This window comes from Poriferisphaera sp. WC338, from assembly GCF_050931845.1.
In the GTDB taxonomy this organism is placed as follows: domain Bacteria; phylum Planctomycetota; class Phycisphaerae; order Phycisphaerales; family Phycisphaeraceae; genus Poriferisphaera.
Genome location: NZ_CP194516.1, coordinates 26,230 through 41,036, shown reverse-complemented (window position 1 = coordinate 41,036; position 14,807 = coordinate 26,230). Strand labels below are relative to the sequence as shown.

Below are 14,807 nucleotides of genomic sequence, written 5' to 3'. Positions count from 1 at the left end.
ACACCCTCGCCATGCTATCCCCACCCACACCTCCAATTTCTCAACCACAAGACTCTCATGACCGCTTCACTCGCAAAAAACACCCGTCAAAGTAAAATACAGCCTAAACACGAGGATAAACATCATGAAACACGCACTCATCATCGCTGGCGGCTCTGGCACACGACTCTGGCCCATGTCGACCAAAGATCGCCCCAAACAATTGATCCCGCTAATTGATGGCAAAAGCCTGCTTGAGATCTCCGTTGACCGCCTGCGCAATCTCGTTGGTGAGGATCACATTTACATTTGCGCGGGCGAATCCATGCGTGATCTTATTCTCCAAACCATCCCCGGCATGTCCCCAAACCGATTTATCGCAGAACCGATGGGCCGTGACACACTCAACGCCGTCGCACTTGGCACTGGCGTCATCGCCAAACATGACCCTGATGCCACCGTCGGCATCTTCACCGCCGACCACCTCATCGAACCCGTCGACGACTTCGCACGCATCGTCGAGCAAGGCTACAACCTCGCCGAGCGCCGGAACGATCTCTTGGTTACCTTCGGCGTCTCCCCCACACACCCCGCCACGGGCTTCGGCTATCTCGAACTCGCAGACGCCATCGAGGGCAATGAAGGCGCAAAAAAAGTCGCGAACTTCAAAGAAAAACCAGACACCGCCACCGCTCAAACCTATCTCGTCGCCGGCCCCACTAAATACCTCTGGAACGCTGGCATGTTCGTCTGGCAAGCCACCACTCTCATGGCCTGCGTTCAAAAATTCTGTCCCGAAAACGCCGCCGCCATTGACCGCGTCCTCGCCGCATGGGGCACCCCCGAGCAACAAACCGTCCTCCATGAGGTCTACCCCACGCTCAAAAAAATCAGCGTCGACTATGCCATCATGGAACCGGCTAGCACCGACGATCGTTTCGGCGTCGCCTCCGTCCCCATGCCTATCCAGTGGTTAGACGTCGGCAGTTGGCCCAGCCTCAAAAAAACACTCACCCCCGACCCCGCTGGCAATGCCGCCACCGGCTGCAAATCCCAACACCTCAAATCCAACAACATTCTCGCTGTCTCCGAGGACACCGATCACCTGATCACCACTATTGGCTGCGACGACCTTATCATCATCCACACCGACAAAGCCACCCTCGTTTGCCACAAAGATCACGCTGAAACCATCAAGCAGCTCCACACCGACGTCGGTGAAACCTACGGCCAGAACTACCTCTAACTAATGGTTAGAGCCCACCATACACAACCTTTCTCTACCAAACCCATGATCGTCGACTATGGGACCATACTCAGAAGCTCAAACAACAATCCGATACTTCCAAGCCCACGGATTCTATCCGTCCCATAAAACAAGCTGTTTTTTCAGATTCAGTCGCCCCCTATACCAGCCGATACTGTCTGTAACGGATGGGATCGTTGCGCCGATCACCCATTATCGGAACACCCGCCACCACACTCTGCCACAGGACTTATGCGCCCAATGATCCAACGATTTGAACATCATGATTCAGCAGCCATCGTGGAAGTGCAGCAGTATCTGCACAAAATCAATGCCGGCGTCGAATCTGATCCACGCTGGCTAAACATCCTTCACGACGCGCTTGGACACCGCACCTTCGCTTACATCCACCGCGATCCAGACACCCGAATAATCAATGGCTACCTCCCCCTCTCACTTATCAGCAGCCCACTCTTCGGTCGCTTTCTCGTCAGTCTACCCTATATCAACCGAGCAGGCATCCACGCCCATTCGCCTGCCATCAAGCAAACCCTTCTCCAACACGCCTGCCAAACAACCGAACTTACGCGCGCACAATATCTCGAACTCCGTCACGAATCTAATCATGGGATAGACGATTCCTCTCTTACTGAACAGCGCACCGAAAAAGTCATCATGGAACTCGCGCTCGAAGCTGATGAAGATGCGCGTTGGAAACAAATCGGCGGCAAAACCCGCAACCTCATCCGTAAAGGTGAAAAGAACAACCTCAGCATCACCTGGGGCCATCGCAACCTTCTCGATGATTTCTATCAAATCTTCGCCATCAACATGCGAGACCTAGGCACACCCGTCTATCCCAAGAAACTCTTCCAGCGTATCCTTGCTGAATTCGACGCCGAAGCCGAGCTTTGCACCGTCCAACACAACAACAAAGCTGTTGCTGGCGCTCTACTCCTGCACGACAACCACACCCGCAAGACCAGCATCCCCAGCGCAAGCTGTCTCCGTGAAGCCAACAAACTCAGCGCCAACATGTGGATGTACCACCAGATGATCGAGCGCACCGCACACCGCGGCAACACCATCTTCGACTTCGGCAGAACCACCATCGACTCCGGCACCTACCGTTTCAAAAAGCAATGGGGAGCCAAACCCACCCCCTGTACCTGGCAATACCACGTCCTCCGCGGATCCATCGGCAACATGCGACCAGACGACGAAAAGATGCAAAAGCGCATCGAAATGTGGAAGAAGATGCCCCTCTGGGTCACCAAGATGTTCGGGCCAACCATCGTCAAAGGTATCCCCTGATTCGGCTCACCCCTGCTCTCCTGCTCATTTTTCATTAACACCAGACGAAGTATCAAACACTGATTCCTCTCAGCACACAAGCGAATCATGCTATCCGCATAGTATTTACAAGCTATTTAATGCTCTACACCAGTCGTTCCGTTCAATACCACACACTTTTACACTAACATAGTCTCTTGGCAGATCATTCTTTCCCGGAGATTCAACCATGCCCAATGTCCTCGTCATCGGCAGTGCCAACATGGATGTCGTCGCGCCTCTCGACAAACTCCCCAAACCCGGCGAAACCATCCTCATCGGCGACGTCTCTCTTGTCCCCGGCGGCAAAGGCGCCAACGCTGCTTCAGCTGCTGCACGTATGGGCGCAAACGTTAAATTCATCGGCGCAGTCGGTAACGACCCCTTTGGACAAGCACTCAAAACAGCTCTCGAAAAAAACAACATCGATATATCTAACCTGCGCTTAGTCGATACCGGCTCCGGCACCGCCATTATCCTCTTGGATCAATCTTCAGGTCAAAACTCTATCCTTGTCGGCCCCGGCGCAAACGCGCACATCACCCTCCCAGAAACAGACGACTGCTTCACTTGGGCCGATGCGATGATGCTCCAACTCGAAACCCCCGTTGAGATCAACATCCAAGCCGCTCAGCGCGCCTACAAAAACAATGTCCTCACCATTCTTGACCCAGCTCCAGCCATCGACACCCTACCCGCGTCGCTCTTTGAACACTGCCATGTCATCTCGCCCAACGAAACCGAGCTTACCACACTCACCACCATGCCTGCCGACTCTCCCGAGGAAGCCACCTCTGCCGCACAGAAGCTGCTTGACCTTGGCGCACAAGATGTTGTCGTGAAAATGAGCAGCAAGGGCGCGCTCTGGGTCAACCGTTCACAATCAAAATTCTTCCCTGCCTTTAAGATCGACCCCATCGACACCACTGCCGCCGGCGATGCCTTCACCGGTGCCTTTACAGCCGCCCTTGCTGAAACCCGTGACTATCCTCACGCCATTACCCAAGGCATGCTCGCCGGCGCACTCGCCTGCACCAAACACGGCGCTCAAACCTCCATCCCCACCAAAGCCGAGCTAGATGCTTTCACTTTAAACAACGCACGAACATGAGATAATTTCAAAAATCGCCATGTTACATAACCACAAAAAAGGCCTACGCCGTTTGACGTAGGCCTTTGTCATTGAAAGCGGGTGAAGAGACTCGAACTCTCAACATTCAGCTTGGAAGGCTGACACTCTACCAATTGAGTTACACCCGCGTGGAAAAGGCATATTCTAGCATCAGACAGTCAGATATTACAAGCGAGCCACAAATACGCCAGCCCACCGAGCGGGACAGCTCGGAGAGGCTGGTCGTATACGGTGTGGCTTGTTGTTTGCTAGCTCACAATGAGCATAAAACGTGGAAAACCTATGCTTACCCCTGCGAAACTGCTGCACGCGGTTCGGAGACCTCCAGCTTGTGCTGCAAATAGCCAATCCGCTTAAGTACCCAGTCGTACTCCTCACTCATCACCTCATCAATCGGCTCATGGACCAGCGGCTGAAGTACATCTGCATGATCAAGAACACCGTGATGGTGTAGCATCCGCTTGCAAAGCTGCTCTGGGAATTTGTCGTAGATGCCCCAATAAGGCAAGATTTGTTCGTAGTAGATCTTCGCAGACAGCACTTCGTCCCCACGCAAAAATGCATCGACCATGGCATGGTGAATCCAAAGCGCTTCGGTGCCAGTCATGAATGACGTAACGCCGTGGCGCATCATGTGGATCATGTGCTGTCCACCGTTTCCACCAATGACTGGTATGCGTCCTTCGGAGAGCTTAATGATCCGCTTGGTTTTGGTCAGAAAATCATTCCCCTCAGCTTTGATGTAATGAATGTTCTCAATTTCGTCATACATCTTCACCGTCAGCTCTGCTGTGATATACGGCGCGCTCTTCTTCGCATCCTGAATGATGATCGGTAGATCGGTCGCATCCGAAACCGCCTGATAGAACTCATACACATAGTCCTGCGAAAGATGACCCATCAGCGGCGGCATCGCCATGATGATATCTCCGCCACGCTTCTTGATCTCCTTGGCATAGTTCACCGCTTGATGCGTGCCTTCACTGGACACCGCAAGGAACGTCGGCACCCTACCATCCACCTCATCCACGATCATTTCAATCAACTGCGTCCGCTGATAATCACATAGCTTGTGAAACTCCGAGGCAAATCCAAAATGCCCGATCGCGACCGCACCCTGATCCAGACAATACCGAATCTGCCGACGCTGACTGACTTCGTCAACTTCGCCGCTCGGTTTAATGGCCGTCATCAGGATCGGCATCATGCCTCGAAATGATTCTGTCTTCTTCATGATCCACACCGTCTTTCAAAAACTTGGTTATCAAAACACATATCTAATATGGCTCCCTACCTAGCGTAATTCATCTCGCATGAAATAAAGTATCTTGCCATCTTCCACACCGACTAATAGATCCAACTTCCCGTCGCCATCAAGATCAGTCGGCCACGTCGATGCATTATGAGCACCGGCACGCATCACCGAACCATCCTTAAGCTTGATCACTTGTGCACGCTTGAAGACCGGCTTGGAAGATGTCCCAACATTCTCAAGCCAGAACGGCGCACACCGTGACGGCAATTGATCCTTATCAACAAAATATTTTTGTAATGCATGTGACGTGCCAAAGACAACATCCCAATCGCCATCGTTATCCCAATCTGCGATCGACAACTTTGTCCGCCCCCACAACCCTACAATCCCACACAGCCGAATCGGCTTGCCCGATGTATCTTTCATCTTTACAACCTGATCAATCACAGTCCCACCCGGCGACGCAGGTACCGCAACCGCAAGATCACCGTCCCAATCTAAGTGAAGTAAAGTTGCCCCCCCCGTATTGCCATAATCATGTGCCTTCGAAATCACCGCTGGCCGTGACCGCCAGGCAATTAGCATTGGAGATCCATCTGACATTATCAAACGATCTCGCTCTGAAAAATGGATACTATCTCTATCTTTGTTATACAAATAAACTTCAGCTTTGATATCGTTCGTCAAAACATCCGCAACACCATCATCATCCCAATCGCCTATCGTTGGTTGCAAATATCCCCATCGCTTCTCACTTGGACCTTGGATCGAGCCAGACAGCCCTGCGGTATGATGAATCCGCTCACCACCGAGATGTAAGTACGTCGGAGTGCCATATACCGTCCCGTCCTTTGTCCCCGGCCAGTACGTCAAGTAACCCGATGAATCCCCCACCAGCAAGTCCTCAAAGCCATCACCATCCCAATCCACCCGACAGGGTGTCGCCAGTGTTTCCACAGCCACATAACCACCACGCAACTTCATCCCACCTTCAATTTCTTTAAACTGACCAACCCCATTCCCCTTGAGCACGGCCACTCTACCCGGATTGCCATCCAGTAGCACTTCATCCAAGCCATCCCCATCAAGATCACACACCGTGACCTTCATCGGGAAGTATGTTTCTGTCACACGCGCACCCCCTGCCAATAGCGGAACGACCGGCCCGTCTGTCCACAACTCACCATCCACGACCTTAACCGGTGCGGCCAAAAGCGCATCGACATCGCCTGCCATAAGCACATATGTCTTCCCTTCTTGGTGATAAACAGCGGTCGCACGATCCCAGGTATACGTCTTCCATTGCAATGCAAAGTCACGATGGCGATCATGAACCACTTTGAACGAGCCAAATGAAAGCTGCCCCGCCTGACCCCGTTGCCCTTTTGCCCACATCAACTGCGAGATCATTTTTGCACCAAGCCAATCACCGTGGATATCATACCCACGCCCTTTCCCTTGATTCGGCGTTGCTTTTTTTGCCCGCCAAAGCGACACGCCATCCGGCGTTGACGGGCCCAAATTCCGTACCCGCTGCACAAGCAAATCTTCAATACCATCCCCATCTACATCACCTACAAACCAACCTTGCGGCGTCGCACCCAATGCCGCACGCACTTCTTTTCCATCAACCAACATAACAGATGGCTCGGCAAACTTAGGTTTGCCCACCTCACCCACGTTCTTCATATAAACCAAGCTATTATTGCCAAACGCTGTTCGCTCACCCTTCGCCACCAAATCAAACATTCCGTTCTCGCGCACCAATGCCTGATGCTCTCGTCCGACAAACCCTTCCAACGTTTTGCCCGGCAAGTACTCCCTCTTTGCCCGATCAAACTCCTTGAACACCGCATGCCGTTCACCAAACAGGCGTGGCTTCGTTGACATGAACAAATCCCATGACTCACCAGAGTACCACGGCAACGCTGTCACACTCATGTGCAAACTATCTTGAAACGGATGCACCACGTCATCGCCCACACGTAACATTTTGTATGCGCCAAACGAAGCATCTAGTACCTTGTCCGATGCTTTCGCTGCGACAGAGCCGACCAAAGACGCGTCCTTGTTCTCGCGCTGAATAATACGTTTGAGCTGGCCTTGGCTCATTGCACCTCGCCCCAAATGAAACGAATCCAATTCACCGATCAATTTTCGGCCACGGTTATACCGTCCAATCTGAACCGAAGACCACTTGATTGGTAAGCTCGCATAAGCCACACGTTCGTATTCACCATTGATATAGAGCGATACCTGCTTACCATCCGAAGTTACTGCAACGTGATACCACTTGCCTTTCTCCATTTCCGAACGGCTATTAATCACTGGCCATCGCTTGCCATCAAAGTAAGCAAACTGCACAAGCTTCTGCGTCGTACGAAGAAAGGCAACCGGCTTGTTATCTTCACCAAACAAACCCGCAAACGTCATTGGTGTCTTACCGTCAAATATCCGTTCACCATCATTTGGAAATGTTTTGATCCGAACCCACATTGCCATGCTAAACTTGCCATCAACAGTCATGCCCGTCTGAATCACTTTGTATTCAGTCTGCTCACGGAATGAGAGCGCCTTACCTTTAACACCTTTGGCCAGCACACCACCTTTGCAGTCACCCTGTGCAAGCTTATCAAACGAAATATCCAAAACATCCGCGCGCCAGGCACCACTCACCTGCCCCACCATCAGCAACGACATGATGTACAAAATAAGTCCCAACCGCATAAATACCATCCGATGAATCACAAGTCACTCCCAGTTTCTTTGAAGTCATGCACGTCTATTGATCTGCCATATAACATCTATATTGTAATCGTTTAGGACTGTTTTCCGATGGATAAAACCATAAGCCTGACAGTGGATTAGTCCATAAGAACACCCAAGCGTCCATCAGCCCTATAGTTGCCAGCCGGCTCAGGCACATCCTCTTCAGCTGGCCCGAGCAACAAACCAACAATTGAACTGGTATAGTCCTTTTCATTAATAAACTCAGCGTGACCATCACTAAAAGCGAATGATTTACCATCCAAATGTGGCGAAGGAATCAATGCCGCACCGTAACGCATCCAGCCAGTCCAACTACGTTCCTTATAATTCCAACCCGTGGCAGGAATGTTATATGCCCAGAACGGACGAACGATAGACGAATTCGTACGCGCACCGTCATCCATGTAACTCATAATAGCCGCAGGCGATTTAATCAGATCCACACGCAAACCACTCACAATACCACTTGCTACATACGAAATATCATGCTCATCATTTGGTGCAAGACCGCCATCAATATTATCATTTGCCGGACATAAATAAGCGTTATTCTCTTCTGACACATAATCATGAATATTATTCACCCAGCTATTGAAGGTTCGTCCGCCGGTTCTATCTATACCGCCTAAAGGATCTCGTGGATTTTGAATCCAAATATCAGCACTATACGGCCACTGATGCGGAAAAAAATCTCCCATGTCTGCGCTATAGGCCGTCCCAGCAATACTCAGCTGACGAAGATTCGACATACATGCTGCCGTACGCGCCGACTCCCTCGCCGCTGCCAACGCTGGCAGTAAAATACCAATTAACAAAGCTATAATCGATATGACCACAAGCAGCTCAATCAACGTAAACCCACAGACCTGACTCTTCGCGTTCCTAGATTTGATATACATCACATACCTCTTTTCAAATGGATACCTGACTTGAAAACACGCAGAAGCATTTCTGCCTCGGCGTGCAATAGACTATGTTTTTAGCGTTTACGCTTTGCCAAGAACATCGCTCCAAGACCGATCAAACCCATCGTGCCCGGCTCAGGAACAGGGTTGTACAAACGATCACCCTCAGCAACCACAGAGTCGCTAAAGCGAACTTCGTCAATCAAGCCATCAAAGGATCGACCGCCACCTGCTTCACTGCCGATCAGCAGCAAGGGATTCGGCGTACCCGTAATGCCCTGCATGCCATTCGATGCGATCGTTGTTGAAACCGTTGTATCATCATTCATATCACGCAAAACGATTTCAAGTTGACCCGCAACATCATCATAAATTGCTGCCAAGTAGTACCATTGATTGGCCACCATCGACAAACCTGCCGCCGAAGTGTTAAACGTTGTATTTGTATCACCAACGCTATTCTCAACAAAAATACCAATCAGGTTATCACCACTAATATGATGAACGTAGCTTCGCATCACATACTGAACCTGCGAACCATTTCGGTATGACAGTAAACCAAACTGCTGATCACCCCACGTACTAAAAGTATCATGATTGATGAACATTTCGATAGTGAAAGAACCCGTTGGTGCCATATTTGTGGCATCCGTTGCGGTCCAGCCGCCAGTATTCCTTGCATAAGAAACATTACTTGTAGGCTTATCGTCACGAATGGCACTTCCCGAATACCCCGTCGCCCATAAAGGATCCGCGCTATCTGGACCACCGGAATTACCAAACTGTAACTTTGCCGTTGCTGAACCATCACTATTAGCAGCGGTTGTGCCACTACCTTCATCAAATGTCCAGTGCGCAATTGTCGCACCTTCTGATGCTGCTGCCAGGGCCAACCCACCAACGAGCATCGCTGCAATAAGACGACACATTTTCATAACAATTCCTCCATCGTTAAAAGTTAAATTCTCATTTATCTAAATACTGATATGATTGAGTGTAACGAACCACAAACAAACTCATTTAAGGTGACTATGACCAATCTTCCCTGACAGGGTCGCCGAGTACTAGTTTCGGTGACAACATAATCTTGACCGGCTCCCGATCCCCTTTTGAAATCAATGACAACAAGTGCTCAACCGCCATCCGACCAATTGACTTATATCCAAGATCAATCGTTGCCGGCCGAGGATTCAAACCCAAAAGCGCAGCTTTCTCAGTATCCGAGCCAATAATCTCCATTTCTTCGCCAAGCTTCACGCCACGTTTTAATAATGCCCGGTGCACCACCGCCGCCTGAAAATCCGAAGTCACAAACAAACCCGTCGGACGCTCTTGCTCCACCATTAGTCGATCGATCTGTTTCTCAACTTCCGCATCAAACCAGGCCATATCGATATCATGTTCCCACACTTTGCTTGATGCTTTTTCCTTGATGTACTGCTTCACCGTTAGGCCTGCTTCCTGTGCGATAAAACGGAAGTATCGAAGGCGCGCTTCTGATGCAACATCAGCTAACACGTTGAGCGTCCCAACACACTTATGGCCACGGTTAATCAAATACTCTGCCGCCAGTTCGCCCACCGCATCGTTACCAGACAACACAACATCACCTTGCGAAGAATGATGCGATGCTAACCAAACTACTGGCAATGCCTTGAGACGATCCTCTAACTCCGGCTTCGGATTCTTACCGATCACAAGCGCCCCGCGCACACGATTACGAAACACAAAATCTGGTACCTGTTCTGCATCTGTAACATACGACAGCGCTGCGCCAAGCTGCCGCTCATTAAGCGCCTCCACCGCACTCCGCACCGCGTCATAGGCCACTGATGAATAGCGATCAAACATATGCGACGCCACCACCAACACCGCAACACAATCCATCTCACTACGACGACCAACCGCAACTTTTGGCGCAGCTTTATAACCAATCTCCTCCATCGCCTGCTCCACCTTCGCCACATTTTCCGGCGAAACGTTCGCATGACGATTGATTACACGCGATACAGTCGCTGTTGATACCCCTGCCTGCTTAGCTATCTCCACGATTGACATGACTCAATCATACTCCCCTCTATGTAAAGCGCCAAGTAAAATACGAGTAAAACATACTGTAAATATTTACCCGTCAATCTCAAGTAAACCGTATACAACGCAAAGTCTTTTTTAACAATAGTTTAAACAATCAAGATCTTTCGACCTGAAAGTGCTAAAATATGAATTTTTATTTCTCTAAGGAGCAGCGCATGACCGCCACACAAATCGAATTACTCGCTCCTGCCGGCTGCTTTGCCGCTCTACAAGCCGCACTCGATGCCGGCGCAGATGCGATCTACTTCGGTATTGGCAATCTCAACATGCGAGCCGTCGCTCGCCGATCCTTTGATACCACAGATCTCCCGGAAATCCTTTCCCGCATCAAAAGCCACAACCCTGCCTCACCCGTAAAAGCCTATCTCACCCTCAACACTGTCGTCTACGACCACGAGCTAAACCGTGTCCGTGAAACTCTTACCTTAGCCAAAGCACACCACATCGATGCTGTCATCGCTTCCGATATGGCCGTCGTCAACATCGCCTCTGAACTAGACATCCCCGTTCATCTTTCCACTCAGCTCTCCATCTCTAACTATGCCGCACTTAAACATTACGCCCCCCTCTGCGAACGCATTGTCCTTGCTCGCGAACTCTCTCTTAACAAGATCAGTCGCATTCACGAACAAATCCAGTCTAATCAGCTATTAGGCTCCACCGGCAAGCTTATGGAGATCGAAGCCTTTGCACATGGTGCGCTTTGCGTCGCAGTTTCCGGCCGATGCAACATGTCACTTCATCAAGAAGGACCCTCCGCCAATCGCGGCGCATGCAGACAAATGTGTCGCCGCCAATACAAAATGACTGACCTCCAAACCGGCGACGAACTCGTTCTCGACAACAACTACATCATGTCCCCCTCCGACCTAACCATCATCGATTTCCTAGATCAGGCCATCGACGCTGGCATTACCACGCTCAAAATCGAAGGCCGCGGACGATCTCCTGAATATGTTGCTACCGTTACCCGCGCCTTCCGTAAAGCTATCACCGCCATTCAAACCGATACCTACGACAGACCGCTCATCGAAGAACTCTTCACTGATCTCAAATCTGTCTACAACCGCGGTCTTTCTTCCGGCTTCTACCTCGGCAAAAAACACGAATGGTCCGGCAAGGCCGGCTCCAAAGCGACCCGCAAGAAAGTTATCGTCGGCCCCATCACCAACTTTTTCACCAAACAAAACGTCGCAGAAATCCACGCGCAAGCTGCACCCGTCTCCATCGGTGACGACTACCTCATCATCGGCCCAACTACCGGTGTCCTCTCTGGAACCATCACCGAACTCCACATCGATAACCAACCTGAAAACACTGCCCCACAAGGCGTTCGCTTCTCCATCAAGCTCCCCCAGCGCGCACGCCGCTCCGATACCTTCTACCTTTCCCAGAAGAACCCCTAATAATCCACCCCTGCCACCCCGTAATCCAACACATCACCAATCCAAAATCTTTGGCCCATCAAACAAGCCGTCAATCTAAACAGGCGGTCCGCTTGCTCAAAGTGATTCTTCCTCGAAAAAAGTATCTTTTTGCAATAATCATCTGTACTTCAAGGCACGACCTTGCCATACTCTTACGCAAAATACACCAAAGCGCGGCCAGCAAGAAACCTGTTTATGACTATAAGCAAATTTAATAATCGGCCCAAGATCTATCAAAACCAAAACCTCGAACGGCTCGCCTTCCCGCTAGGTGGTATCGGTGCAGGCATGATCTGCGTCGAAGGGGCCGGCGCCTTCTCCCATGTCTCTTTAAAACACAAACCCGATGTCACCAATGAGCCACTCATGTTTGCCGCCATAAAAATCATTGGCGAAGACAACAGCGCACGTGTCCTTGAAGGGCCCATACCAAACTGGAAAATATTTGGAACAAAAAACGCTGGCAACGGCGGACACGGAAAAAACTACGGACTCCCACGATTTGAAAAAGCCACTTTCCAAGCTCACTTCCCCTTTGCCGACTTGCAATTTGAAGATTCGCAAATCCCTATCAATTGCGGTTTAAGTGCATGGAGCCCCTTTATCCCCGGCAACGCAGATGATTCAAGCCTCCCCATGATCGCGCTCGAATACTGGTTCGAAAACACAACAGAACAAGCAAAGGAAATCGTGTTTTCGTATCACCAAGGCAATCTCTTTCACATCAATAATGACGAGAAATCCGTTGATAAAATTGATAACGGGTTCATCGTCAAGAATGCCGGCAGCAAAGATAAGCCTTGGAACAAAGGCGCATTGGCTGCCACCATGATCGATGAAAACGACACCCATGTTGATTGCGCATGGTTCAGAGGCGGCTGGTTCGATTCATTAACGATGATCTGGAATCACATTCAATCGGGTGACCTAATCGCAAACACACCAATTGAATCCGGCAAACCGAGCCCGGGCGGTAGCCTCTACAAAAGGTTCCTGCTCCAACCCGATGAAAAACGCAGCATCAAAGTCATGCTCAACTGGTACGTACCTGCAAGCGATCAGAGCACCGCAGATCCACCAGAATTACCAAACGATGTCTCATGCACAGACTGCAACAACATGTACTCTCCCTGGTACGCATCACAATTCAAATCCATCAACGACATCACCGCCTACACAACCGGTGCATACGACAGACTCAAAACACAAACACGGCAGTTCCGCGACTGCTTCCACGCCATCGATCTACCTGAAGAAATTGTCGATGCGATCACTGCCAACCTTAGCATTCTCAAATCGCCCACCGTTCTAAGGCAAGCCGACGGTCGCCTCTGGTGCTGGGAAGGATGCTACGACAACATCGGCTGTTGCTATGGTTCATGCACGCACGTTTGGAACTACGCACAAGCACTCCCGCACCTGTTTCCGTCACTCGAAAGAACCCTGCGACACACTGAATACACCGAAAACCAAAACAACCTCGGACACCAAACCTTCCGCGCTTCGCTCCCAATCAAAGATGTAACCCATCATAATTTTCATTCCGCCGCTGATGGACAACTCGGTGGCATCATGAAAATGCACCGTGAATGGAAAATCAAAGGCGACAATACATGGCTCCTCCAATACTGGGATCAAATCACACAAAGCCTTGAATACTGCATCAGAACATGGGACCCAGATGAAATCGGCGCATTAACCGAACCCCACCACAACACATACGATATCGAATTCTGGGGGCCAAACGGTATGTGCAACTCCTTCTATATTGGCGCACTCAAAGCCGCTGCCCTCATGGCCGATGCTCTAGACAAACCCAACGACCGCTACCACGATCTCTACCACCGTGCTAGAAAATACATGGAAGATGAACTATACAACGGCGAATACTTCATCCAGAAAATCCAATGGCAAGGGCTCCGCGCCGGCAACCCACTTAAACACGAAGCATGGAACAACAACTATTCACCCGAAGCCAAAAATATACTCGATAAAGAAGGCCCCAAATATCAATACGGAAACGGGTGCCTCTCCGACGGTGTTCTAGGCGCATGGATCGCAGAGATGTGCGGCGTCGGCGAAATACTCAACCCCCATCAGGTGCGCAGCCATCTGCTCGCCGTCCATCGTTACAACCTAAAACACAATCTAAAACGACACGCTAACCCGCAAAGACCCGGTTACGCCCTCAACGACGACGGTGGACTTCTCCTTTGCACTTGGCCTCATGGCAGCGGACTCTCATTGCCCTTCGTTTACAGCAACGAAGTCTGGACCGGCATCGAGTACCAAGTCGCTTCGCACCTCATGACCATGGGCTGTGTTGATGAAGGTTTGGAGATCGTTCGAATACTCCGCAAAAGATACGACGGACGCATCCGCAACCCGTTCAACGAATATGAATGCGGCCACTGGTACGCAAGAGCCATGGCATCCTACGGCTTGCTTCAAGGCATCACCGGTATCCACTACGATGCCATCAACAAAACACTCCACGTGCAACCACGCATCCCAGGCGACTTCACCTCATTCCTCAGCCACGAAAACGGCTACGGCCTCGTCGGTATCAAAAACGGTAAAGTATTCGTTGATATGCATGATGGACAAATAAATATCGATAAAATTGAATACACACCTCACGTGTCGATACCAGTATAAGCAACGCCTT

General features: G+C 50.5%; 10 protein-coding genes and 1 tRNA gene. 5 read left to right on the top strand and 6 right to left on the bottom strand.

Features of this window, described 5'->3' with window-relative positions; translation table 11 throughout:
• Positions 1-124: 124 nt before the first annotated feature.
• The 3 genes from ACQ6WK_RS00160 to rbsK all read left to right on the top strand — a co-directional run bounded on the left by ACQ6WK_RS00160 (position 125) and on the right by rbsK (position 3,668).
• Complete coding sequence (locus ACQ6WK_RS00160) at positions 125-1,225, top strand: mannose-1-phosphate guanylyltransferase (protein ID WP_432798715.1); 1,101 nt, start codon at positions 125-127, stop codon at positions 1,223-1,225.
• Between the two features lie 261 nt (positions 1,226-1,486).
• The gene (locus ACQ6WK_RS00155) at positions 1,487-2,539 is read left to right on the top strand and encodes a FemAB family XrtA/PEP-CTERM system-associated protein (protein ID WP_432798714.1); all 1,053 of its coding nucleotides are present in this window, start codon (positions 1,487-1,489) and stop codon (positions 2,537-2,539) included.
• 208 nt (positions 2,540-2,747) lie between these two features.
• Complete coding sequence (gene rbsK, locus ACQ6WK_RS00150) at positions 2,748-3,668, top strand: ribokinase (protein WP_432798713.1); 921 nt, start codon at positions 2,748-2,750, stop codon at positions 3,666-3,668.
• Positions 3,669-3,744: 76 nt separating this feature from the next.
• Here the strand turns inward: rbsK and ACQ6WK_RS00145 are convergent.
• From ACQ6WK_RS00145 to ACQ6WK_RS00120, 6 genes are all read right to left on the bottom strand, one after another.
• Positions 3,745-3,817: transfer RNA gene (locus ACQ6WK_RS00145), tRNA-Gly, on the bottom strand.
• A gap of 158 nt (positions 3,818-3,975) precedes the next feature.
• Positions 3,976-4,923: a dihydrodipicolinate synthase family protein gene (locus tag ACQ6WK_RS00140; protein WP_432798712.1), complete on the bottom strand. Its 948-nt coding sequence runs from the start codon at positions 4,921-4,923 to the stop codon at positions 3,976-3,978.
• A gap of 60 nt (positions 4,924-4,983) precedes the next feature.
• Positions 4,984-7,692 (bottom strand): LamG-like jellyroll fold domain-containing protein, encoded by a 2,709-nt coding sequence (locus ACQ6WK_RS00135; RefSeq protein ID WP_432798711.1) that lies wholly within the window; start codon positions 7,690-7,692, stop codon positions 4,984-4,986.
• Between the two features lie 116 nt (positions 7,693-7,808).
• Positions 7,809-8,612, bottom strand: coding sequence for a DUF1559 domain-containing protein (locus ACQ6WK_RS00130; protein ID WP_432798710.1), 804 nt, complete (start codon positions 8,610-8,612; stop codon positions 7,809-7,811).
• Positions 8,613-8,692: 80 nt separating this feature from the next.
• Complete coding sequence (locus ACQ6WK_RS00125; protein WP_432798709.1) at positions 8,693-9,553, bottom strand: LamG-like jellyroll fold domain-containing protein; 861 nt, start codon at positions 9,551-9,553, stop codon at positions 8,693-8,695.
• A gap of 94 nt (positions 9,554-9,647) precedes the next feature.
• On the bottom strand, positions 9,648-10,676 hold the full coding sequence (locus ACQ6WK_RS00120) for a LacI family DNA-binding transcriptional regulator (protein ID WP_432798708.1): 1,029 nt from the start codon (positions 10,674-10,676) through the stop codon (positions 9,648-9,650).
• A 191-nt stretch (positions 10,677-10,867) separates the two neighbouring features.
• Between ACQ6WK_RS00120 and ACQ6WK_RS00115 the strand changes: the two genes are divergently transcribed.
• Entirely contained in the window at positions 10,868-12,118 is a 1,251-nt protein-coding gene (locus ACQ6WK_RS00115; RefSeq protein WP_432798707.1) for a peptidase U32 family protein, read from the top strand.
• Between the two features lie 216 nt (positions 12,119-12,334).
• Positions 12,335-14,797, top strand: coding sequence for a GH116 family glycosyl hydrolase (locus ACQ6WK_RS00110; RefSeq protein ID WP_432798706.1), 2,463 nt, complete (start codon positions 12,335-12,337; stop codon positions 14,795-14,797).
• The last annotated feature ends 10 nt before the right edge of the window (positions 14,798-14,807 follow it).

Excerpts from the sequence above, each read along its gene's own strand:
- ACQ6WK_RS00160 (WP_432798715.1), top strand. The coding sequence starts at position 125 with ATGAAACACGCACTCATCATCGCTGGCGGCTCTGGCACACGACTCTGG.
- ACQ6WK_RS00155 (WP_432798714.1), top strand. The coding sequence starts at position 1,487 with ATGATCCAACGATTTGAACATCATGATTCAGCAGCCATCGTGGAAGTG.
- rbsK (WP_432798713.1), top strand. The coding sequence starts at position 2,748 with ATGCCCAATGTCCTCGTCATCGGCAGTGCCAACATGGATGTCGTCGCG.
- ACQ6WK_RS00140 (WP_432798712.1), bottom strand. The coding sequence starts at position 4,923 with ATGAAGAAGACAGAATCATTTCGAGGCATGATGCCGATCCTGATGACG.
- ACQ6WK_RS00130 (WP_432798710.1), bottom strand. The coding sequence starts at position 8,612 with ATGTATATCAAATCTAGGAACGCGAAGAGTCAGGTCTGTGGGTTTACG.
- ACQ6WK_RS00125 (WP_432798709.1), bottom strand. The coding sequence starts at position 9,553 with ATGAAAATGTGTCGTCTTATTGCAGCGATGCTCGTTGGTGGGTTGGCC.
- ACQ6WK_RS00120 (WP_432798708.1), bottom strand. The coding sequence starts at position 10,676 with ATGTCAATCGTGGAGATAGCTAAGCAGGCAGGGGTATCAACAGCGACT.
- ACQ6WK_RS00115 (WP_432798707.1), top strand. The coding sequence starts at position 10,868 with ATGACCGCCACACAAATCGAATTACTCGCTCCTGCCGGCTGCTTTGCC.
- ACQ6WK_RS00110 (WP_432798706.1), top strand. The coding sequence starts at position 12,335 with ATGACTATAAGCAAATTTAATAATCGGCCCAAGATCTATCAAAACCAA.